The sequence below is a fragment of the Nocardia sp. NPDC050697 genome (genome assembly GCF_040654395.1).
Taxonomy (GTDB): Bacteria; Actinomycetota; Actinomycetes; order Mycobacteriales; family Mycobacteriaceae; genus Nocardia.
In genome coordinates, this window is sequence record NZ_JBFAHY010000005.1 from 100502 (window position 1) to 121224 (window position 20723).

19 protein-coding genes, 1 tRNA gene and 2 pseudogenes are annotated in these 20723 nt (G+C 69.3%); 9 read left to right on the forward strand and 13 right to left on the reverse strand.

The features are described from left to right. The first annotated feature begins 1159 nt into the window (after positions 1-1159). The 5 genes and pseudogenes from AB0H71_RS19040 (at position 1160) to AB0H71_RS19060 (ending at position 7132) form a co-directional block, all read left to right on the forward strand. Positions 1160-2266: a hypothetical protein gene (locus AB0H71_RS19040; RefSeq protein WP_357022254.1), complete on the forward strand. Its 1107-nt coding sequence runs from the start codon at positions 1160-1162 to the stop codon at positions 2264-2266. A 176-nt stretch (positions 2267-2442) separates the two neighbouring features. Further along, positions 2443-3576, forward strand: coding sequence for an IS701 family transposase (locus AB0H71_RS19045; RefSeq protein ID WP_357022257.1), 1134 nt, complete (start codon positions 2443-2445; stop codon positions 3574-3576). Between the two features lie 239 nt (positions 3577-3815). Next, positions 3816-4614 (forward strand): annotated as a pseudogene (locus AB0H71_RS19050) (IS5 family transposase). Between the two features lie 886 nt (positions 4615-5500). Further along, positions 5501-5686: a helix-turn-helix domain-containing protein gene (locus tag AB0H71_RS19055; protein WP_357023258.1), complete on the forward strand. Its 186-nt coding sequence runs from the start codon at positions 5501-5503 to the stop codon at positions 5684-5686. A 180-nt stretch (positions 5687-5866) separates the two neighbouring features. Further along, a complete protein-coding gene (locus tag AB0H71_RS19060; RefSeq protein ID WP_357022259.1) occupies positions 5867-7132 on the forward strand; it encodes a hypothetical protein in 1266 nt (421 codons plus the stop codon). Between the two features lie 85 nt (positions 7133-7217). Here AB0H71_RS19060 and AB0H71_RS19065 read toward each other — a convergent pair. The 7 genes from AB0H71_RS19065 to AB0H71_RS19095 form a co-directional block, all read right to left on the reverse strand. Beyond that, a tRNA-Pro gene (locus tag AB0H71_RS19065) sits at positions 7218-7291 on the reverse strand. A 98-nt stretch (positions 7292-7389) separates the two neighbouring features. Next, positions 7390-7893: a DUF4232 domain-containing protein gene (locus AB0H71_RS19070; RefSeq protein ID WP_357022262.1), complete on the reverse strand. Its 504-nt coding sequence runs from the start codon at positions 7891-7893 to the stop codon at positions 7390-7392. Between the two features lie 107 nt (positions 7894-8000). Further along, complete coding sequence (locus AB0H71_RS19075; protein ID WP_357022265.1) at positions 8001-8423, reverse strand: cupin domain-containing protein; 423 nt, start codon at positions 8421-8423, stop codon at positions 8001-8003. 28 nt (positions 8424-8451) lie between these two features. After that, a complete protein-coding gene (locus AB0H71_RS19080) occupies positions 8452-9219 on the reverse strand; it encodes a polysaccharide deacetylase family protein (RefSeq protein ID WP_357022268.1) in 768 nt (255 codons plus the stop codon). 103 nt (positions 9220-9322) lie between these two features. After that, entirely contained in the window at positions 9323-10792 is a 1470-nt protein-coding gene (locus AB0H71_RS19085; RefSeq protein ID WP_357022270.1) for an MDR family MFS transporter, read from the reverse strand. Positions 10793-11066: 274 nt separating this feature from the next. Then, positions 11067-11981: a cutinase family protein gene (locus AB0H71_RS19090; RefSeq protein WP_357022272.1), complete on the reverse strand. Its 915-nt coding sequence runs from the start codon at positions 11979-11981 to the stop codon at positions 11067-11069. Positions 11982-12031: 50 nt separating this feature from the next. Continuing rightward, a complete protein-coding gene (locus AB0H71_RS19095) occupies positions 12032-13273 on the reverse strand; it encodes an oxygenase MpaB family protein (protein ID WP_357022275.1) in 1242 nt (413 codons plus the stop codon). Positions 13274-13589: 316 nt separating this feature from the next. Here AB0H71_RS19095 and AB0H71_RS19100 point away from each other — a divergent pair, with 316 nt between their 5' ends. Beyond that, positions 13590-14252 carry a helix-turn-helix domain-containing protein gene (locus AB0H71_RS19100; RefSeq protein WP_357022278.1) on the forward strand — a complete coding sequence of 221 codons (663 nt, stop codon included), beginning with the start codon at positions 13590-13592 and terminating at the stop codon, positions 14250-14252. After that, positions 14203-15423: an oxygenase MpaB family protein gene (locus AB0H71_RS19105; RefSeq protein WP_357022281.1), complete on the forward strand. Its 1221-nt coding sequence runs from the start codon at positions 14203-14205 to the stop codon at positions 15421-15423. Before AB0H71_RS19100 ends, AB0H71_RS19105 begins: the two co-directional genes overlap by 50 nt. A gap of 6 nt (positions 15424-15429) precedes the next feature. Here the strand turns inward: AB0H71_RS19105 and AB0H71_RS19110 are convergent, their stop codons facing one another. The 3 genes from AB0H71_RS19110 to AB0H71_RS19120 are packed head-to-tail and all read right to left on the reverse strand — an operon-like array spanning position 15430 to position 17683. Further along, positions 15430-15846 carry a Dabb family protein gene (locus AB0H71_RS19110; RefSeq protein WP_357022283.1) on the reverse strand — a complete coding sequence of 139 codons (417 nt, stop codon included), beginning with the start codon at positions 15844-15846 and terminating at the stop codon, positions 15430-15432. Further along, positions 15843-16997, reverse strand: coding sequence for an MFS transporter (locus AB0H71_RS19115; protein ID WP_357022286.1), 1155 nt, complete (start codon positions 16995-16997; stop codon positions 15843-15845). The genes AB0H71_RS19110 and AB0H71_RS19115 overlap by 4 nt, the downstream gene beginning before the upstream one ends. Then, a complete protein-coding gene (locus AB0H71_RS19120; RefSeq protein ID WP_357023261.1) occupies positions 16994-17683 on the reverse strand; it encodes a zinc-binding dehydrogenase in 690 nt (229 codons plus the stop codon). Before AB0H71_RS19120 ends, AB0H71_RS19115 begins: the two co-directional genes overlap by 4 nt. Here AB0H71_RS19120 and AB0H71_RS19125 point away from each other — a divergent pair. After that, positions 17577-17819 carry a hypothetical protein gene (locus AB0H71_RS19125; RefSeq protein WP_357023264.1) on the forward strand — a complete coding sequence of 81 codons (243 nt, stop codon included), beginning with the start codon at positions 17577-17579 and terminating at the stop codon, positions 17817-17819. The genes AB0H71_RS19120 and AB0H71_RS19125 overlap by 107 nt on opposite strands. Here the strand turns inward: AB0H71_RS19125 and AB0H71_RS19130 are convergent. Next, positions 17753-18010: pseudogene (locus AB0H71_RS19130) on the reverse strand (alcohol dehydrogenase catalytic domain-containing protein); the annotation flags it as partial. The gene AB0H71_RS19125 and the pseudogene AB0H71_RS19130 overlap by 67 nt on opposite strands. Before the next feature lie 76 nt (positions 18011-18086). After that, on the reverse strand, positions 18087-18650 hold the full coding sequence (locus AB0H71_RS19135) for a TetR/AcrR family transcriptional regulator (RefSeq protein WP_357022287.1): 564 nt from the start codon (positions 18648-18650) through the stop codon (positions 18087-18089). Positions 18651-18807: 157 nt separating this feature from the next. Here AB0H71_RS19135 and AB0H71_RS19140 point away from each other — a divergent pair, with 157 nt between their 5' ends. Next, entirely contained in the window at positions 18808-19575 is a 768-nt protein-coding gene (locus AB0H71_RS19140) for an alpha/beta hydrolase (RefSeq protein ID WP_357022290.1), read from the forward strand. Between the two features lie 121 nt (positions 19576-19696). Here the strand turns inward: AB0H71_RS19140 and AB0H71_RS19145 are convergent, their stop codons facing one another. Then, complete coding sequence (locus AB0H71_RS19145; protein WP_357023267.1) at positions 19697-20698, reverse strand: LacI family DNA-binding transcriptional regulator; 1002 nt, start codon at positions 20696-20698, stop codon at positions 19697-19699. Between the last annotated feature and the right edge of the window lie 25 nt (positions 20699-20723).

The following is a 20723-nucleotide window of genomic DNA, read 5'->3' on the forward strand; positions in this document are numbered from 1 at the left end:
CGCTCGTTCCGCACGGCGGCACGCGCGGTTGGGCCGCCGACCAGCGCAACCCTACGTTCGTGACCTGCCTCACAGTGCTCGAGGCACCGATCGAAGGACTGCGCGCATGAACAACGCTCCAACGCCGACGAATTCGCGCTGAGCGCTAGTATCTAGTTTTCTCGGCTCGACCGTCGAGTACTACGATTTCCTGCTCTATGGGGCAGCCGCCGGGCTCGTGTTCCCGGAACTGTTCTTCCCGTCGGAGATGGATCGCGGGCTCGCTGCGACGTTGTCGTTCCTCGAGACAGAGTGATGAGCCCGATGTGGCGTCGCAGAACCGGGATGCCGAACGACTCCAGGGTCACTCGCGACCCCTCCCCGCGTCCGGCAGTTCGCCTGTTCAAACAGCCTCACTCCCGCGTTCGCCGGTCCGCCCGACGCTACTGCTAGTACAGCGGCGACCAGGTGATCTTCGCTCAGCCAATCCGCGGAAGGTGCCGCACCCGAGGGCTAGCGCTGCCAGCCACTGTCTACCACCCTCCCCGCTGACCACGTGGTAGCGCTGCAACAGCTGCTTCCGTCCGCGGAATCGGTGCACCGTTGGACAATTCTTAGAGCTCTCTTAATGTTCGCTGTGATACCACTTTGATTCACCGTGCTGGACAGCAGTTTCGCCTGCAATCGCCGCCTATAGGACAAGATTGATATTGCGGCCTCACCCGAGGAAGTCGTCATCGAAGACCGGTCGGTGGCGATACGAGATTCAGACCACTGAGTCTCGTCCGCACTTGATTGCGGATGCCGCGTCCGAGCCTGAGCAGCGACGAGCGCGGAGCCCCGCCCGACAGTCACTCTCGTCGGTGACTTGGGAGAAGCCCGTGCGCAACGAAGCCGATGGCACGATCCGTCCCGAACCCCCACAACCCGAAGACACCAACCACAAACAGTCGCGATGGACGTGGCCTTCTGCGGTAATTGTGCTGGTCGTCGTTCCCACCAGCTTCGCATTTTCGTTGGCCTTAATCCTGGGAAACGTCGCACCGGCGGTTGCGACAGTGATAACTCTCACCCTGGTGAGCGGCGTCATCTTCAGCGTCACGCCGTCACCGGGACGACGATCGCATATGCATCGCGTTGTCCAAGCGGTAGCGGCCGTCTTCGACGGATCGACGCCCCGGTGAATCCCAGTTATGGGCGGGGCGAGTGCTTTGATCTCCACATCAAGGCAACCTCGCAAATCGAGTTCATCGAGCTGATGCGAAACATGGTTTCCTGGTCCGGACGCACCGTAGGGCAGATAGCGAAATTCTCCGGGATACCACGGAGCACCGCCTATCATTTCGTCTGCGTCACCAACTCCACACTTCCCAAGAATCCCCGTCAAGTCAGAGAATTCGCGCACGCCTGCAAGTTGAGCATCGAGCAAGTCGAGCAAGTGATGATGCTCTGGGATGCGCTGAGCAAGCGGACCGACGACACCACTCCCGACGAACCCGAGACAGAAGCCGACCGCGACCTTCCAACTGCTCGCAACACAGAGGTCGAGGCCACATTGCCTGACACTACGCGTAGTTTCACGCAGGCCGACGTGGAGGCACCGTCGCGACTACCGGGCGGCCTGTCGAGGCGAACCGCCGAGCACGCAGCTGCTCTGACCTCTCCGAGAACGTCGACATCGCGCTTCGCGATTGTCGCCCAAGCCCTCAGAACGCCTCTTTTCTTTCCAGTTGCCGGTGCACCGGAAATAATCTTGCTGTTGACATACAAGGTCCTTACGCGGCTGCAAGAAGGCAGGCACCCACGAACAGAGGGAAGGCTGCACATGGAGATCACGAATACGGCCATCGGACCTCTTAAAATTTTGAGGCTCTTTAGCCGAACATTCACTATACCGGCTTGCACGTGCGCACTGCTGAACGGATTGGTCACCCCGACATGCGTGGCCGGTCGCCCCTTATTCGGCAATCTTGCGGTAGTTGGCGGCGTCTCCTTCCTCGCCACTCTGTTCTGGATGCGGACGATAGATTTTCGCGGACTGTCCGCCCTTGCCGCCCGCAATCCCAGCCTGCTCTGGACCACCGCGCTCTTGAGCACATCGATCGGACTGGAGATCAGTCTACCGCTGGCGGCGGACTGGGAAATGATGATGCTGATATTCGATGCGAAAATTGCTACCGTCGCCGCGATTTGGGTCTTCGCAATCTTGGTCCTGATTCTCGACAAGCTGATCGTAGGACACGTCGATCCCGATAGAGACAAAACTGACCTCCAATCACCCGGATGAGCATAAATCTGGCACAACAAATCTTCAGCAAATTGCGAGTTTCTGCCGACCGCTTCGCAGTATTGCCAATGTGAGATATGCCGTGCGTTATAAATGCAAGAGCTCCAACCGGAAGGTAAGCGTCTCTATGGCCTACTTAGTACTGCAACGGCACTCGGGTAGGGTAGCTTGCCCGCGTGGTGGTGGATGTTGTTGCAGCGGAGCTGGATCGGCTGCACGAGCGGATCGGCGGCCGGTTCACGCGTTCCGAGCCGCGGAGGCGAGCGCGGGAGTATGTGACCGGGCTGGTCGCGGGGCTGGAACGCAAGAACGGGTGGACCTTGGCCGAGCGGGCGGGGGCGGTGAGCCCGGATGGGATGCAGCGGTTGCTGCGGCGAGCCGATTGGGACGTCGACGGGGTCCGTGACGACGTCCGCAGCTACGCGGTCTCCCGGCTGCAGGACCGGGACGCGGTATTGATCGCCGACGACACCGGGTTCCTGAAGAAGGGCCTCCGTTCGGCCGGGGTGCAACGCCAGTACTCGGGCACGGCCGGGCGGACCGAGAACTGCCAGATCGGCGTCTTCCTGGCCTACGCCTCCCGCCACGGACACGCCCTGGTGGACCGTGAGCTCTACCTGCCCGAGTCCTGGACTGGGGACCGGGACCGCTGCCGCAGCGCCGGGGTTCCTGACGAGGTCGGGTTCGAGACCAAACCGCGGCTGGTGATGGGCATGGTCGAACGCGCTCTGGCGGCGAACGTGCCGTTTCGCTGGTTCACCGCCGACGAGGCCTACGGGCAGGTCAAGTACCTGCGGTTCTGGCTCGAACAGCACGACGTTGCACACGTGCTGGCGACCCGCCGCAACGACACCCTCAGCACCACCGGGCTCGGTCAGGCCCGCGCCGATGAACTCGTGGCCGCGCTGCCGGGCAGGGCCTGGCAACGCATCTCCGCCGGCGCGGGCGCACACGGGCCCCGCGACTACGACTGGGCGCGAGTCCGGATCCGGCCGTGGTGGGCGCCCGGGCGCGGGAACTGGCTGCTGGCCCGGCGCAGCATCACCGACCCCGACCAGATCGCCTACTACGTCTGCTACGGGCCCCGCCGCTCGACCATCGCCGATCTGGCCTGGATCGCCGGGGCGCGCTGGCGGATCGAGGAGTGCTTCCAGCAGGCCAAGAACGAAGCCGGACTCGATCACTACCAGGTCCGTTCCTGGCGAGCCTGGTACGCCCACATCACCCTGTCGATGCTCGCCCTGGCCTGGCTCGCGGGTTCGAAAGCCGTTGCCGCAAAGGGGGAATCGGTATCAGCGATCCGGGCATGATCGCCTTCACGCTACCGGAGATCCGCCGCCTCACCATCGCCCTGACCCTGCCCACGCTACGGTGCGCCCGCCAGGTCTGGGCATGGTCGAATTGGCGACGACGACGCCAGCACCAAGCACGCCTATCGCACTACCGGCGACGAGGATACCCACTCACCTAAGTGCCGTTGCAGTATTAGAGCTCCTAACAGGATCGGTTGGGTAGCGGCGAGTCTTGTTGTCGTGCAGCATGTTCAACCGTGGCGGCGCCGTGGATCGTGGACGACGAGTTGTGGGCAGTGATCGAGCCGCTACTTCCGGTGCGGGCACCCGGAACTCCGGGTCCGGCTCGGATGGACGATCGGCTGGTGCTCCAAGGCATCCTGTTCGTGCTGTTCACCGGTATCGGCTGGGAAGACCTCCCGCAGGAGCTCGGTTTCGGGTCCGGCATGACCTGCTGGCGGCGGCTCCGCGACTGGCAGAACACCGGAGTCTTCGACCAGTTGCACCAGGCGATGCTCGACCGGTGCAACACCGCCGGGTTGATCGACTTCGACCGGGTCATCGCCGACGCCTCTCACATCCGGGCGAAAAAGGGGGTGCCGCGACCGGTCCGAGCCCGGTCGACCGTCGTAAAACCGGCTCGAAGCACCACGTCCTGACCTGCGGCAACGGTCTCCCACTGGTCGTTGCACTCTCGGGCGCGAACCTCAACGACCACCTGATGCTGCCTGCGATGCTCGATGGCGTGCGCCCGTTGCGCGGCCGCCCCGGTCCGCCGCGGCGCAAGGTCAGGAACCTGATCGCAGACAAGGGCTACGACTACCCGCGCGTGCACGCCGAGCTGCGCCGACGCGGGATCGCCGGCTATATCCCCCGGCGCGGCACTCGCGACGAGGTCACCCTGCCCGCTGGATCGTCGAGCAGAGCCTTGCCCTGCTGCATCAGTTCCGTCGGCTCGCGACCCGTTGGGAACACCGCACCGACATCCACCAGGGCTTCCTGTCACTGGCGGCCGCGCTCATCTGCTGGCGACGACTGCGCAACCGAACCTGTTAGGAGCTCTTAACCAATGACCAGCAGTTTTCGGTGTTGCAGCAGGTTGGCATACTGGTCGATTCCCCCTCTGGACTTGACCACTACGCCCACGGGCAGTTCTCGCTCGTATAACTGCAGGGAAAGAACTGTCGGCTCCGCGTGTGTGGGAAGGGTCCCAAAATGGCGACACCGCGTGATAACGCGCAAAGATACGCACATCGCCATATGTATGTTGTTTGCCGATCTGCTGCTCGACTCAAGCGCTGCCAGCCGCAGAAGCCCAACCGGGATCGGCTAGCTTTCGGCAGCTGACCACCCGGCGAAATCGCTCCTCGCCGCAGCCACCGGTGCCGGTTCCCGGGTGGCGCTGGTCAGCGGGCGCCAGCACGAGCTTTCCCGCTTTGCAAGATATGGGCGGGTGCCTGGATCGGCTCGCGGCGATCCGCGACCCCAGCCCCACCCCCTCGCCATCGTCGCCGAGCTCGTCGACGGGATCGCCTGGTCGCGCTCGACACCCGCACCGACATCGTCCCGGCGCGGACGCGCACGATCGCGGACCCTGTCCGGTCCGAGAAGACCGATCCCGGCCTACACCCTGCGCCCCCGCGCCGCTTCACCAGCCACCCGTGGAACGCCGTCGGGACGAACCTTCCTGCACCCCGGAGCGATGAGTCCAACGCGTCGTGTCGCACGACATCAGCCGGCGGAAGCTCTGGTACGAGAACCGGACCAGAACACTAGCGACTGTCACTGCGCTGCGGTTCAATAGAAGAGGGTACGGCTGCCAAACGGAGGATCCAGTACGAGGAGCCCTCCTGTGCCTGACCGACCTTCACACTCCCCCTCCACACCGCCCCCGCATGGTGACGCCGCGTCGAAATCAACCGACGAGCGTGTGTCCGATGAGATGTGGCTGAGCTCGCGCGACGTTTCCCGGCGACTGCAGATTCCCTTGAAGACCCTGGCGTCGTGGGCTTCCGCCGGACGCGGACCCCGCTATGCACGCATGGGCCGATACCGCCGTTATCGGCTTTCGGACCTGCAGGCGTGGGAGCAAGAACAGATCGACCGCGTCTCGCTCGAAGGTGACTAGCCCGAGAGCCCGGCCGAAGACAGCAATCTTCTGGCTACTTTCCTTCTCTTGTGGTCTCCACCTGGACTTGATGATCTCTCCAGGCCGAGCACTTCCGCGATCGCACAGCGAGACCCACGAAGACGTCGGCCCTGCGCGCGGATCGTAACCAGCAACTCTCGAGCGGATTGGAGGTGAAACATGGGCGGCCGGATCCCGAAGCCGATCGGCACGTTCGGCGAACCGTCGAAGCCGAAACGGCAACGCAACGGCCGCTACCGGATCACCGTCCGCTACTACGGCCCTGGCGGCGCACAGCAGATCGAGCGGATGGGGCTGACCGCCGACGACGCTCGCAACCGGCTCGCCGAAGCCATGCGGGACTTCCGAGCCCAGCCGATGCGTGAGCGCATCACTCGCAATACCAAGCTGATCGCGCTGGCCGAGGAACTCCTGGAGGAGTTGCGAGCCGATGACGCCTACACCGAGGGCAATATCGAGGACTACCGCCGCGAGATCTACGTGTCTACCGACCGCCGCGCGAACAAGGCCACGGTCAAGATTGAGAACTCCCTCGGGAACCTGCAGGTCTGGCAGGCCACGTCCGGTGAGCTCGATCGGCACCTCAAGCGCCTCACCGCACTGGGGCTGCGACGCAAGGCCAAACAGCACAAGATCATCCTGCGCGCGATGCTGCAGATCGCTGTGCGCCACGGCGTCATCGACGTCAATCCGGTCGACGGGGTGAGTCCCTTCACCCGTCGCCGCACTCTCGCGCGCGGCAAGGTGCACGACCTCGCCAGCTTGCCCGAGTTCCGGGCTCAGGTCCGCGCCTGGGCCCGTGGAGAGGCCGTTCCCGGCACTCCGGCCTACGTGAGCGGGCCGGCGCGGGACTGGACGGTGGTGTGGGTGGTCGACTTAATCACCGGCACAGGTATGCGGCCCCACGAGGCGCTGGCGGTGCTGCTCGACGACATCGACCTCGACGCCACCGAGCCCTACCTCGACGTCACCGGCACCCTCGTCGAAGTCAAAGGCTCCGGGGCCGGAGGCTGGGTGCGCAAGCCCGCGCCCAAGACCGACAACGGGTGGCGGCGCATCCGGCTGCCCGACTACACCGTGGAGTCGTTGCGGGCGGCGATCAAGGACCTCGAGGTCGTCCGGCAACCGAACCCGATGGGGCTGTTGTTCCCGGCCCGGAATGGCTCGGTGCGCAACCCGAACAACTTCGGCCGGATCTGGCGTGCCGCCCGCGGGGAGAACTTCGCCTGGGTCACCCCGCGGACCTTCCGCAAGGGCGTGGCGACCACGGTCGACCACGCCTACGGAGACCCCGAGCGCGCCGCCCGCCAGCTCGGTAACACCCGCGAGGTCGCCGCGACCCACTACATCGACCGGCCCGAAACGGTGCCCGACAACCGGGCCGTTTTGGAGACTTGGGCTCGGGGTGACGGCGCGAAAACGTGAGATTTCTGTGAGAAATCGCCGTTTCCGCTCGAATCCCGACAACGAGAAAACCCCTTCCGGCCCAGGTCGGAAGGGGTTTTCGATGTCGGGCTGACAGGATTTGAACCTGCGACCACTTGACCCCCAGTCAAGTGCGCTACCAAGCTGCGCCACAGCCCGTCACACCCCGCGTTCAGGTGCCCGATGAGATTACCGCAGGTTCCACTCGGGACACTAATCCGCTGGTCAGACGGGCTGAGCAACCCGCCCGCCTAAGCTCAGCGCGACCAGGCGTATACCGGATAGACGGCGAACTCACACCCCGGCACCGTGACCGACACCGACCGGGTGTCGGTCGTATTCGGCGGCGTCGTCAGAAACTCCGTATACGTCGGGCACGCGGAACCCTGGTGCGCGATCACGGTCGTCTCGATCACCGCCTGCGCCCCGTGCTCCCGATCGAGCACGACGGTCGTCGGCACCTCGTCCCCTCGCACCGCGTCCACCTGCGGCCCGCCACCCACGGCGGTGACCCCCGGGAACCCCTGCAAGCTGCAGGCCCCGCTGGCCCCCACCACCCAGTAGCTGATCTTGAACCCCACAGTCGTCCCCGCCGAATTCATCATCGGCTCGGCATTGAAGTTCACCTGCCCGTCCGCGCAGGCAGGCACCTGAGGAGCGCCCTGCACCGGAACCTCCTCGGCAGCAGGAGCTCCGGAGCACGCGGTGAGCGCGAAGGCGCCCGCCGCGGAGAGCAGGCCGAGAACAGCGATTCGTTTCATGGACAACACCTCGTGGCAGAGTCGGAATCTGTCGACGCATCCATCCCCCCGTAGGGACGAGCCCGTCGACCACCGAATCGTCATGAACCGCCGCGGGCGTTAACGGGTCACGCGCAGTCCGGCGCGGGGGCGTCCCGGAAGAGCGGGTCACCGGCGGGTGGGGCGTAGACCACGTACAGCACGACCGGCTCCGAGCCGAGGTTCTGGCCGATGTGGGTGTTCCACTCCCCGGCGGGTTCGTTGATGAACGAGCCCGCTCGGTACACCGGCGCCACGCAGTCGGGCCCGGGGTGGGTGAGCTCGCCCGCGGCGATCACCCCGAACACCGGGCCGTCGTGGAAGTGCCAGCCGGTGGAGCCGCCGGGGCCGATGGTGATCCGCCGCGCCACCAGATCGGTGGCGACGGGGAAGGGCACGGTGACCTCACCCAGTGTGACGGCGGTGATGTCGACGCCGGGGGTTGCGGATGCATTGCCCGCACCGAGGAGAACGACCGATCCGGCGACGAGAGCGCTGATCAAGGGCCTCATTCCGGCAGTCTAACCAGCGCGAACAGGGCTAGGTGCGGAAAACGTCGTTCAGGGTGACGAGCGATAGCCCGCGTTCCCGGATGATGTCGAGGAGCTGCCCGTAGACGCGGGTGACCGGCGGGTGGTTGGCGTGGCCGATGACGATGGCCTGGGCAGTGAAGTACGTGCGGGCGCACTTCAGCAGGTGCTCCTCGGTGATCAGCCCGGAGTCGGCGAGCGAGCCGTACCAGAGGGTGGGGACGGCGTAGCCGTGGTCGGCGGCGACCTCGTCGACGACGGCATTGTGGTAGCCGAAGGGCGGGCGGTAGAAGGGGGTGCCGTCGACGCCGTAGGTGTCGAGCAGGAACTGTTTGCTGCGAGTGAACTGCTCGGCCATGGCGGTGCGGGAGATGGTGGTGAGGCCGGCGTGGTCCCAGGTGTGGTTGCCGAGCTGGATCTGGCCGGACTCGACCAGCGGGCGCAGCGCGGCGCGGTGCGTGTGCCACGCCTCGAAGGCGGCGGTGACGAAGAAGGTGAAGCGGGCGCCGGTGTCGCGGGCGAAGCGGATGTAGGCGCCGACCACGTCGGGGTCGGCACCATCGTCCACGGTCAGCGCGAGATTGCTGCCCGGGCCGGGGATGGCGGTCAGCGCGCCGGCCGGGATTGGGACCCGGTGCACCGGGCGCGGCGGGATCGGGACGGCGGCCGGGCCGGCGGCGCCGGAGGGTGGCTCCGCGAGGGCGGGCGGTGGCTGGGTGCAACCACTCGCCGCGACTGCGCCCGCGGCGAGCATTGCCAGAAAGTGTCTGCGCTCCACAGAGGGGCAATGTAGGGGATGGAGCACCGGATTGGTCGCAGGACATTCCGGTAAATTCGCGGACCGCCCCCGGCTGCCGGAACAGCCGGGGGCGCCGCGGAACTCAGCCCTTGACCAGTTCGGGCGGGGTGGCCGCCGCGAACTCGTCCTCGATGTCCTCCTCGACCGCGGCGCGGCTGGGCAGCAGGATCGCCGCCACCACCACGATCAGGGCCAGCGCGGCGGAGACCAGGAAGGCGAGGCGGGTGCCGTCGAGGTGCGCGGTGACCGCGTCGACGCCCTCCTCGATCAGCGCGCTGCTCCGCGACGACATCACCGTGACCACCAGCGCGGTGCCGAAGGCCGCCGCGACCTGCTGCAGGGTGCCGAGCATGGAGCTGCCGTGCGAGTACAGGTGGTGCGAGAGCGCGCCGAGGCCGAGGGTGAAGACCGGGGTGAAGGTGGCCGCCAGCGAGATCATGAGCAGGATGTGCAGCCCGAGGAGCTGCCAGTACGGCATGGTCAGGGTGATGCGGCTGAACCCGGCGAGGGCGACGGCGATGCCGACCGCGCCGGGAATCACCAGCCAGCGGCCGCCGAAGCGGTCGAAGAGCCGGCCGACGGTGGGGCCGAGCAGCCCCATGGCGAGCCCGCCTGGCATCACCAACAGGCCGGTGGCGAGGGGGCTCAGGCCGCGCAGGTTCTGCAGGTAGAGCGGGAGCAGGATCATCGAGCCCATCATGGCGAGGAACGCCACCGACATCAGGACCAGCGCCTTGGTGTAGGTGCCGGCCAGCAGGACCCGCAGGTCGAGCAGCGGGGTTCCGGTGCGCTGCAGGCGGATCTGGCGCAGCGCGAAGACGGCGATCAGGGCGATGCCGCCGGCCACGATGAGCGCGGGGGTGGTGTAATCGCCGCTCTCGAAGCGGCTCAGGCCGAAGACCAGGCCACCGAAGCCGAGCGCGGCCAGCACCACGCTGAGCACGTCGATGGAGCCGGCCTCCGGCTCGCCGACGTTCTTCAGCTGCCGCAGCCCGAGCCAGGTCACGACGCCGGCGATCGGCAGCACCAGCACGAAGAGCCAGCGCCAGGAGCCGACCTGCAGCACCAGCCCGGAGATGACCGGCCCCATGGCGGGCGCGACCGAGATGGCGAGCGTGACATTGCCCATCACGCGGCCGCGGTCCTGCTCCGGGACGACGGTCATCAGGGTGGTCATGAGCAGCGGCATCATGACGGCGGTGCCGCCCGCCTGGATGACGCGGCCGATCAGCAGCACCGCGAAGGAGGGCGCGAGCGCGGAGAGCGCGGTGCCGAGGAGGAACACGGCCATGGCTGTCGCGTAGGCCTGCCTGGTGGTGACGCGCTGCAGGAACCAGCCGGTCGCGGGGATGACCGCGGCCATGGTGAGCATGAAGGCGGTGGAGACCCACTGCGCGGCGCGGTCGTCGACGTGCAGGTCCGCCATGAGCCGCGGGATGGCGTTGATCATGATGGTCTCGTTGAGGATCACCACGAAGGTGGCGAGCACCAGGACCCGGATGACGAGCGGTGTCCGTCCGCTTCGTATCGGTACTGCGGTTTCGGCGGGCATGGGTACCTCCGGGGCTGGAACGTCGGCAAGGTCTGGGCTGGCGCGTGACCACGGCACCGAACTCCCCGCCGGTGCCTCGGTGGTTCAGACGGTGTGCACCGGTCGAACTCATCGGGTGCCGGTGAGTATTCCGCGCACCACCGACAGAACGCACCCGATTTATCGCGCGGAAGGGGTCGCACGCTGCGCCGATCCCCGGAAAGTGACGGTGCTCACGCCGCTGAACGGCGAAACGCCCCCGGCGGGGAGACCGGGGGCGTTCGGAGCGCGGAGATCAGCCGCGCAGCACCTGGATGAGCCGCTGCCGCAGCCAGCCGAGCGCGGTCACCCCGCCGGGGGCGACGGCGTAGCCGGCGTACGACTGGTGGATGCCGGACTTCAGGAAGTCGTCCACCTGCTGCTTGCGCTCGTCGTAGGCGTTGGAGTTGAGCTGATCGGCGAGCAGGCCCCAGCCGCCGGCGGCGAAGGCGTCGCTGAGCAGCTCCCCCGCCTGGTACTGGTAGCTGCCGATCTTGGACGGATCCGGGTTGGAGAGCTGCACGGCGAACCCGGCGAGCCGGCCCGCGAAGTCACCGTCCGGCATGGCGCAGTAGAGATCGCCCTCGATGCAGAAGGTGTAGGTCGACGGGCTGAGCCAGCCGAAGCCGTTCACCCGGGGCCCGACCGCGCCCGCACCGGAGACCGGCGCGCCGATCAGCGCGTCGGTGGGCGAGCGGCGCGGATCGGAGACCAGCCCGACCAGCGCCACCCGGTTGGCGGGGACGACGGTGAGGCCGGTGCCGATCTCGGCCGCCACGTCACCGGCGGCGTCCGCGCCCTGGCTGTAGCCGAGCAGCGCGATCTGGGTGTTGCCGCAGGCCAGCGCCATGGCCTGGACGGCGCCGCGGGCGCCGTCCACCGCCTCCGCCTTGGACCGGCCGTAGACCTCGCCCTCCCAGGGGAAGGCGGTGGCGGCGTAGTGGATGTAGTCCACCCGGACATTGCCGGGCAGCCCCTCCGCCGCCTGGGCGAGGATCCCGCGGCCGGGATCCTCGTTCGACGTCTCCCAGGTGCCCGGCACCGCCACCACGTACAGGTCGGGGCAGTCGCCGGGCGCCGCCGAGGCGACGGGGCCCTGGGCGAGCAGCGCACTCGACACCGCGGTGGCCGCGCAGAGGGCGGCCACCGATTTCCACCGTGCAAGCATCATGGTCTCCATGTCGTCACAAGAAGCATCCCTCGAGTGCCCCGAGTCCCCGACTACTTCGGCGGCACGTTCATGTCACGGTTCATCGTAGGGATTTCGATGTTCAACGGCATCCTGAGTTCCGACAGGTAGACCAGCGCGAACTGGCGCAGGAACTCGTCGAAGAGCCAGTACGCGTCGGGGGCGAGTGGCACGATCGGCAAAAGCCCCTCGCGGACGGCGACGAACGGGCCCCAGGAGACGTCGAGCAGCGGCTCCCAGATCGGCTCGCGCGCGATCTGCAGATCGTCGGCGAGCTTGTCGCCGAGGATGAAGCGGGTGAAGGCGCCGAGCACGCCCTTGGACAGGATGGCCAGGTCCAGGTTGTTGCCCAGGTGCAGCAGCCGGTCGGCGAGCTTGATGCCCTCGGGCGTGGCGGCCACCACCGGGTCGAGGGTCTGCGCGGCCTGCGCGTTGGCCTCGTCCCAGGAGTTCGGGATGTACTCGTCGCGGATGCCGAGCATGTGCGCGCAGACCTGCCAGGAGTGCAGGAACGCCTCGGACTCGTGCGCCGGGATCGGCACCCGCCACGCGGTCAGGTGCCGCATGACGGTGGTGGGCAGGCTGTGCCACGTCACCATCATGTCCTGCTGGCTGATCGGGATCTCCTCCTGCGCCGAGCTCACCCAGTGCGGCGACTGCGGCAGCAGGTGCCGGACGCCGGAGTGCGCGAGCCGGGTCTTGAGGCAGGTCACCACCATCTCGCCGTCCGGGGCGTAGGCATTGGCGGTGCCGATGTCGTAGCCGAGCTTGGCGGTCTTGGAGATGCGGTCCTTGAGGTCCTGGCCGCCCTTGGAGTAGTAGACCGCCTTGGCCTCCTTCGGGATGACCGTGGACATCATGCCGCTGGCCAGGCCGTAGAGCACGCCGAGGTAGAGGCCGCGCTTCTTGTTGAAGTCGATGGCGGTGGCGAGCTTGCCCTGATCCGCCCAGGCGGGCAGCTGCCGGTTGTACTCCATGAAATCGCGCAGATCGGCGGGCAGCCCCTCGGGCAGCGGCTGCGCATTGCGGGTCCAGGTGCGCAGCAGCGCGTTGACCGCGGGCACCTCGCCGCGGTCGATCAGCGAGGCGACCAGCTGATCGGACTCCGGGTCCCAGACCGTCATCGGATCGGCGCCCTCGCCGCTGCCCGCCACCGAGCCCTGCGGCGACCACGTCCACGGCTCCGCGCGGGCCGGTGCCACCGTCGCCAGCGCGCCGACCGCGCCGAGCGCCCCACCGACCTTCAGCGCGTTACGCCTGCTGAATCCATCCATGTCGCTACTCCTCGTCGAGTTCCTGCACGCCCCGACCGCCGGGAATCTCGTGCCTCATGAACCGGAATACTCAGTAACTTAGCAGGGTTCGGTTGTGGGCGACAGACTTTCCCGCATTTTGGGTAGGGCGCACCCCCAGTTGTCCGATTTACCGCTCTGAACAGTCGATTCGGTAACGAACATGTTGTGGTCTATGGTGCGCGACCGGTCCCCGCGAACACCCTCCGCAAACGCCGAATAGGCGGTAACGTACCGCGCTTCGCGGGCGCTGCGGCGGCCGATTGACACAATGAAACAGATTTTGCATACTCGTTACATGGCGGACCGGTACGACAGCGTGGACGAGTCGATCATGGACGCCGCGCTCGACCGGATCCTGCAGGTCGGGATCCGCCGGGCCAGCCTGGAGGACATCGCGCGCCGCGCCGGGATCAACCGGATCACCATCCACCGCCGCTTCGCGGGCAAGGACAACCTGGTCGAGGCGGTGCTGGAGCGGGAGACCAGGCGGATGCTGGCCGAGGTCACCGCGATCGCCACCACCGCCTCCGGGGTGGAGGCACAGCTCGAGGAGACCGTCCTGCACGTGCTGCTGCAGACCCGCATCCACCGGCTGGTGACCCAGCTGCTGCGGGTGGCGCCGGAGGAGGCGCTCGGCTTCTACACCGTGCAGGGCGAGCGGCTGGTCGCGATCGGCATCGACTACATCACCGGCATGCTCACGCACGCCCAGGAGGCCGGGCTGGTGGAGCGCTACGATCCGCGGCCGGTCGCCGAACTCGTTGCGCGGCTGGCGCATTCGCTCATGCTGACGCCGGGCGGCGGCAGCGTCGACTTCACCGATCCGGAGCTGGCCCGCGCCTTCGTCCGGCATTCCATCGTGCCGCTCATGAAGCACGGCATCGCCACCACCACCGAGGAAGTCACCGATGACGACGACCGCGCCCGTTCCCACCCGGCATCCGGAAAGGCCACGTAAGGCCCCCGGTCTCGGCCCCTTCGCCCTGCTGCTCGGCATCGGGAAACCGAGCGCCGAGCGCTGGCGGCAGCTCGGCGAGTCGCTGCTCGTCGGCGACGAGCCGATGGACCGGCTGGTCGACTGGATGGACGCCGAGGGGATGGACGCCACCCGGCCGCTCTTCGAGCGGGCGCTGCGTACCGGGATCGACAGCGTGCCGGAGGCGCCGGAGCCGCTGCGCGCCTTCTTCGCCGCCGTCGAGGCGACCCCGGACTGGGTCGACCCGGACCTGCTCCGGCACGGCGAGCGGGTGTTCCGCTCCGGCGGCACCGACGGGCTCTACTTCGCCCGCGACGTCTCCTTCCTCGGCGGCTACCTGGCCTCCGGCTTCAACAAGACGCTGCTGCGCACCGGCGCGCTGGAGAAGGGGCCCGCCCAGCGCTTCGCCGAGACGCTGCAGTGGGCCATGGACGTCTCCACCGAGAACGGCATGGAGCTGTACGGACAGGGGTACCGCTCCACGCTGCACGTGCGGCTGATCCACGCGCTGGTGCGCAGGCACGTGGCGGCCATGCCGGACTGGCGCGGCGACGAGTGGGGGGTGCCGATCAACCAGACCGATATGGCGGCCACCCTGGTCGGCGCGCTGCTCGCGCCGTTCGTGGGCGGCATGGCGCTCGGCATCATCCCGAGCCGGGCGGACACCGCGGCGGCGGCGCACCTGACCCGCTACGTGGGCTGGCTCATCGGCGTCGAGGACGCGTGGCTGCCGACCGGGTTCCGGGACGGCGTCGGCATCCTCTACCACTGCCTCGGCGCCATCACGAACCCCGACGACACCAGCCGGCAGCTCGCCCTCCCCATGGCCGACGACCCGCTCACCTGGCACTACCCCAACCTGCCGGCGCTGCGCGGGAAAATCGCGCGCTCCCGGCACCTCTCGGTGACCAGCGCCTTCCTCGGGCCGAAGGCCATGCGGACGCTGGGGCTGCCCGCCCACCTGCCCTGGTACCCGGCGTTGCGCATCCCGGTGAATCTGGCGCGCAGTGCACTGGTGCGCGTGCTGCCGGGTGGCACCGGGCGCGCCGCGGTGCGGGGCCGGAGCGAGCAGGAGGACTTCCTGCGGCTGCTCACCGGCGCGGCCGAGGCGACCATCGGCGGAGCCGCGCCACCGCACGCGCGGATCACCTGAGCGGCCTCACCCGGCGTGTTCGCCGGGTGCGGCGCTGCCGCTGTAGTGCCCGAGATCGGCGACCAGCCCCTCGATCTCGGGCATGGAGGCGTAGCGCCGCCGGTGCAGCGCGGCGATCCGCGCGCCGAGTCCGGGGTCGGGGTCGTCGGTGATGTCGAAGGACACGAAGCGGTCGACCAGCGGGAGGCCGATCCGGTCGGTGTTCAGGTGCGCCGGGTGCACCAGGTACTCCCAGTAGCCGTCGAGGTCGTCGAGGGCGAAGACGGCACCCCACTCGTACTCGCCGCCGTGGTCGGGGCCGACGGTGAAGTGCCGGACCGCCGGGATGACGCGGCCCTGGTCGCGCAGGCTCTCCAGCGCTGTCTCGCGCTGCTCGGCGGTGACGCCGGGCTTCAGGGTGAAGCGGTTGCCGTGGTAGATCATGACTTTCGGCCTTTCTGCCGGAGGAGGAGGCCCGCGCCGAGCAGCGCGAGTCCGGTGGTCGTGAAGGCGCCCGCGATGCCGATCGCGGCGATGAGGGGCGCGAGCGCCAGGGGCGAGAGGAACTGTCCGAGGAAGACGGCGGTGACCAGGCCGCTCAGCACCCGGCCGCGCCGGTCTGCCGGAGCCAGCTCGCCCAGCCGCAGGTTGAGGTTCGGCACGAGGGCGCCGACGCCGAAGCCGCCGACGAGGAGCCCGGCCAGCACCTGGGCGGGGTGCGCGGCGGTGCCGGCAACGAGCCAGCCGAGGCCGAGGAGCGCGAGGCTCGCGGCGGTCACGGTGGCCGGGCTCAGGTGGGCGCGCAGCCGGGGGAAGAGCAGGGCGCCCGCGATACTCGTGAGCGTGCTGCCCGCCACGATGGCGCCGATGGCGGCGGCGCTCGCGCCCTGTTCGGCGAGCAGGAACGGCAGCTGGGTGGGGGCCATGAAGAAGGCGAGCGTGGCGGTGAGCGCCAGCAGGTAGATGCCGGTGCTGCCGCTACCGCCGCGCTCCCCCGCCGGCGCGGGGGCCGGAGCTCGCGCTCCGTCGCGCACGAGCAGCGCCGCCGCGACGGCGATCGGCGCGGCCGCGGCGTGCAGCCAGAACGGGAGCCGCCAGTCGAGCCCGCCGAGTACCCCGGCCAGCGGCAGGAAGACAACGCCGCCGAGCGAGGCGGCGGCCTGCTGCCTGCCCAGCCACAGTGCCCGGAGCGGCCCCTCGTACCGGTCGGTGAGGCTGGCGGTGACCGCCGTCATCACGCCGCCGACCGCGATGCCGAGCAGGACGCGGCTGGCGAGCACCGCGGGCAGGGTGGTCAGGAAGTACCCGGCGGCCCCGCTCACCGCGTAGAGCAGCAGACCGCCGGTGAGCAGCGGGGCCCGGCCGATCCGGTCGGCGAGCACCCCGGCCGCTGGCGCGCTCACCGCGATGGCCAGCGAGGTGCTGCCGATCGCGAGCCGGACCAGGAGCTCCGCGCCGGGTGTTCCGGCGTAGGCCGCCGCCATGGCGGGCAGGGCCGGGGCGATCACGGCGGCCGCCATGAGGGTCAGAGCGGCTGCCGCGAGCAGGGTCGCCGTGGCGGGTGCGCCGCGGGCGGCGGCGGGGGGCGCGCTCACGGCTCGAGCACCACCTTGCCGACGACCGTGCGGGATTCGGCGAGCCGCAGCGCCGCCGCCGCCTCGGCGAGCGGGAGCCGCGCGGCGACCTGGCCGCGCACCTCGCCCGCGACCGCGAGGGCGAAGACCCGCCCGAGGTCGTCGGCGATCCGGGTGCGGAAGGCGGCGGCGTTCCGCTTACCCGCCCAGAGGTTGTAGAAGTGCGCGCGGCGCCTGTTGGGCAGCGCGTTCCAGAGGGCCAGGCGGGCCAGCAGTTTCAGGACCGGGAGCCGGGAATCGCCCTCGGTGTCCTTGGTCGCGGCGGTGCCGTAGGCGACGAGCGCGCCGCCGGGGGCGAGCAGGCGGAAGGAGTCGACGATGCCGGGGCCGCCGATGTGGTCGAAGACCGCGGCCACGCCGCCGGGGGCCAGCTCACGCACCAGGGCGGGGACGTCGCCGGTGTAGTCCACCCACTGCGCGCCGAGCGCCCGCACGGCATCGGCATTGCGGGCCGATGCGGTGCCGATGACGGTGATCCCGGCGGCGCGGGCCAGCTGGACCAGCACCGAGCCGACGCCGCCGTTGGCGCCGTGCACCAGGATGGTGGCGCCGCGGGGCGTCCGAGCGGTGCGGTGCAGCAGCTGCCAGGCGGTGATGCCGTTGACGACCAGGGTCTCGGCCTCGGCCGGGTCGAGTCCGTCCGGCACCGGGACCAGGTCGGCGGCGTCCAGCAGGACGTGGCTGCGCCAGCCGCCGATCTTGGTCAGCGCCGCCACCCGGCGGCCGGCGAGCGCCTGCTCCACCCCGGCGCCGACCGCGGCGACCTCGCCGACCAGGTCGTAGCCGGGGACGAAGGGGAACGGCGGCTGGTCGAAGTACTTGCCGCGCCGCATCTGCTGCTCGGCGAAGGAGACGCCGGTGGCGAGTACCCGGACCAGGGCCTGGCCGGGGCCGGGCGGCGGCAGCTCACGCCGCTCGACCCGGAGCCCGCTCGGCTCGACCTTGCCGGGCAGCACGATCTCGGTGGTCTGCATGTCGAATTCCTTCTATAGTGTGTGATTGGTCAGTCACCCGATGGGCACGCGGCAACGCTGCCGCGAAGCGGGGCGTTCAGCGGCCGGGGTGCCGGATTCCCGCGGTGAGCAGCGCCGCCCACTCCCCCGCGCCCGCGTCGATATCGAGCGTGGTGATCAGGTGGCAGAGCTGGCCGTAGGCCATGAAGCGCTGGACCTGCTCGGCGGTGCCGCCGGAGCGCTCGGCCGCGTACGCGGTGACCAGCTCCAGCCCGCGGCGCATGGCCGCGGCGATCTCCGGGATATCCGCCGCGGACTGGGCGTGCACCTGCACCATGAGCAGCCGGTTGTCCGCGATGAGCTCGGCGTAGGCGCCGCCCATGCGGTGCAGCACCGCCTCCGGGGTCTGCTCCCCCTGTGCCGCCGCGCCCGCCGCCAGCGCGTCGCGGACCAGCTCGAAGGTCCGATCCAGCGCGGCGACGAAGAGCGCGATCTTGCCGGGGAACAGCTTGAAGACGTACGCGGGCGAAATCGCCGCGCGCGCCGCGACACTCGCGATCGGGGTGCCGTGGTAGCCGGTGCGGGCGAACTCGTCGATCGCGGCCTCCACCGCGGCCTCGCGGCGGAGTTCGGCGGTGGAGAGGGTGGCCCGTCTGCTCATTTGAGTGACCGTACACTCACTCTCCCTGCGCGTCCAGTTCGCGGGAGCGACAACCGCCCGGCTCGGGGTATCCGGCTGTTCGCCGGGAAATGCCGCGGGTGACGCCGCACTCGCCGCCGCCGCGTCGACGCCGGAACCCATACCGGATGATGGGCGCATGGCGAATATCGAGCTCGGTACCGTGCCCACCTGGTTCGACGTGCGCGGCGACGGCGAACCGGTGGTGCTGCTGCACGGCGGCTTCGTCGACTCCCGCACCTTCGCGCCCGCGCTCCCGCTGCTCATCAGCCGGTTCCAGGTGTACCGGATGGATCGGCGCGGGCACGGGCACACGCCGGATGTGCCGGGGCCGCTGAGCTACGCCGCGCTGGCGGACGATCTGATCGCGTTCCTGGAGCGGGTGGTCGGCGGCGCGGCGCACCTGGTGGGGCACAGTGACGGCGCGAATCTGGCGCTGCAGGTCGCGCTCGCCCGCCCCGACCTGGTGCGCAAACTGGTGCTGATCAGCGGCAATTACCACGTCGGTGGCCTCCTGCCCGGTGTGCTGGACGGCTTCGAGGACGAGTCCGCGATGGCGTACCTGGCCGCGAAGCACGGCGAGGTCTCGCCGGACGGTGAGGAGCACTTCCCGGAGCTGGCCCGCAAGGTGATCGAGCTGGGCCGCGCCGAACCGGCGCTCGGCACCGGCGAGCTGGCCGGGGTCGCGGCCCGGACCCTGGTGATGGCGGGCGACGACGACATGATCGCGGCGGAGCACACCCTCGCGCTGTACCGCGCGATCCCGGACGCCGAGCTCGCCATCGTCCCCGGCACCTCGCACCTGCTGGTGGTGGAGAAGCCGGAGCTGGTCTACGGGCTGGTCGGCACGTTCCTGAGCACCGATCCGGTGCCGACCCGGCAGCCCGTCCGGCGCGCCGGGCGGTAGGGACCCCGGCCGGGCAGCCGGTCGCGGGACGCCCGGCCGGGGCCGGTGACGACGCAGGGGCCCGCGCGAGCGGACAGGGTTGCCCCGGCGTCACCCCCGGGGTTTGCTCGGATAGCGTGTCTCAAACGTGTTGACCGGCAATCGGTTCGGTGGAGGCGCGTTCGACCAGGGTGGGGCGGAAGCAGACGTGCTCGGGTTCGCCGTCGCTCTCCGCGGTGGCGACGAGCAGGTCGACCGCGGAGGAGCCGATCTGCGCGCGCGGCTGCCGGACGGAGGTCAGCGGCACGATGGCGGACTGCGCGAAATCGATGTCGTCATAGCCCATGAGCGCGATATCGGCGGGGACCGCGACGCCGCGCAGGGTGAGCGCCTGCAGCACCCCGATGGCGAGCAGGTCGTTGACGCAGAAGACGGCGTCCGGGCGCTCGGCGGCGGGCTGCCCGGCGATGAGCTCCCCGACCTGCCTGCCCGCGAGCACGGTCGGCGCGGCAGTGTCCCAGATCGCGATGGCGACGCCGTGCTCGGCGGCGGCGCGGCGGGCCCCGGTGCGGCGGTCGGCGATCTGCGAGAGGGTGGCGGGGCCGCCGACGACGGCGATCCTGCGGCGGCCGGTGGCGCAGAGGTGCCGCACGGCGAGGTCGCCGCCGGCCACATCGTCCACGGCGACCGAGGAGAACGGGGTGCCGCTGCCGTCCCGGTCGACCAGCACCACCGGGACGCCGCGGCTGCGCAGTGCGGCGATCCGCTCGTCGCCGGCCCCGGACGGCGAGATCATGAGCCCGAAAACCCGCTGCTCGTCGAAGGTGTCGAGGTACTGCCGCTCGCGCTCGGGGTCGTCGTCGCTGGAGCCGAGCAGCACCACCAGGTCGTGCGCGGCGGCGCGCTCCTGGGCGGCGCGGGCGATATCGGAGAAGAACGGGTTGCCGATATCGAGCACCACCAGCCCGACGCAGCGCGAGCGCCCGGCCTTGAGCTGCCGGGCGGCGTCGTTGCGGACGAAGCCGAGCCGGTCGATGGCCTGCTGCACCCGCTGCACGGTGGCGGGCGCGACCTTCTCCGGGGCATTGAGCACATTGGAGACGGTGCCGACCGAGACCGAGGCCGCGGCGGCCACCTCCCGCATGCTCACCACCGGGGCTCACGCCTCC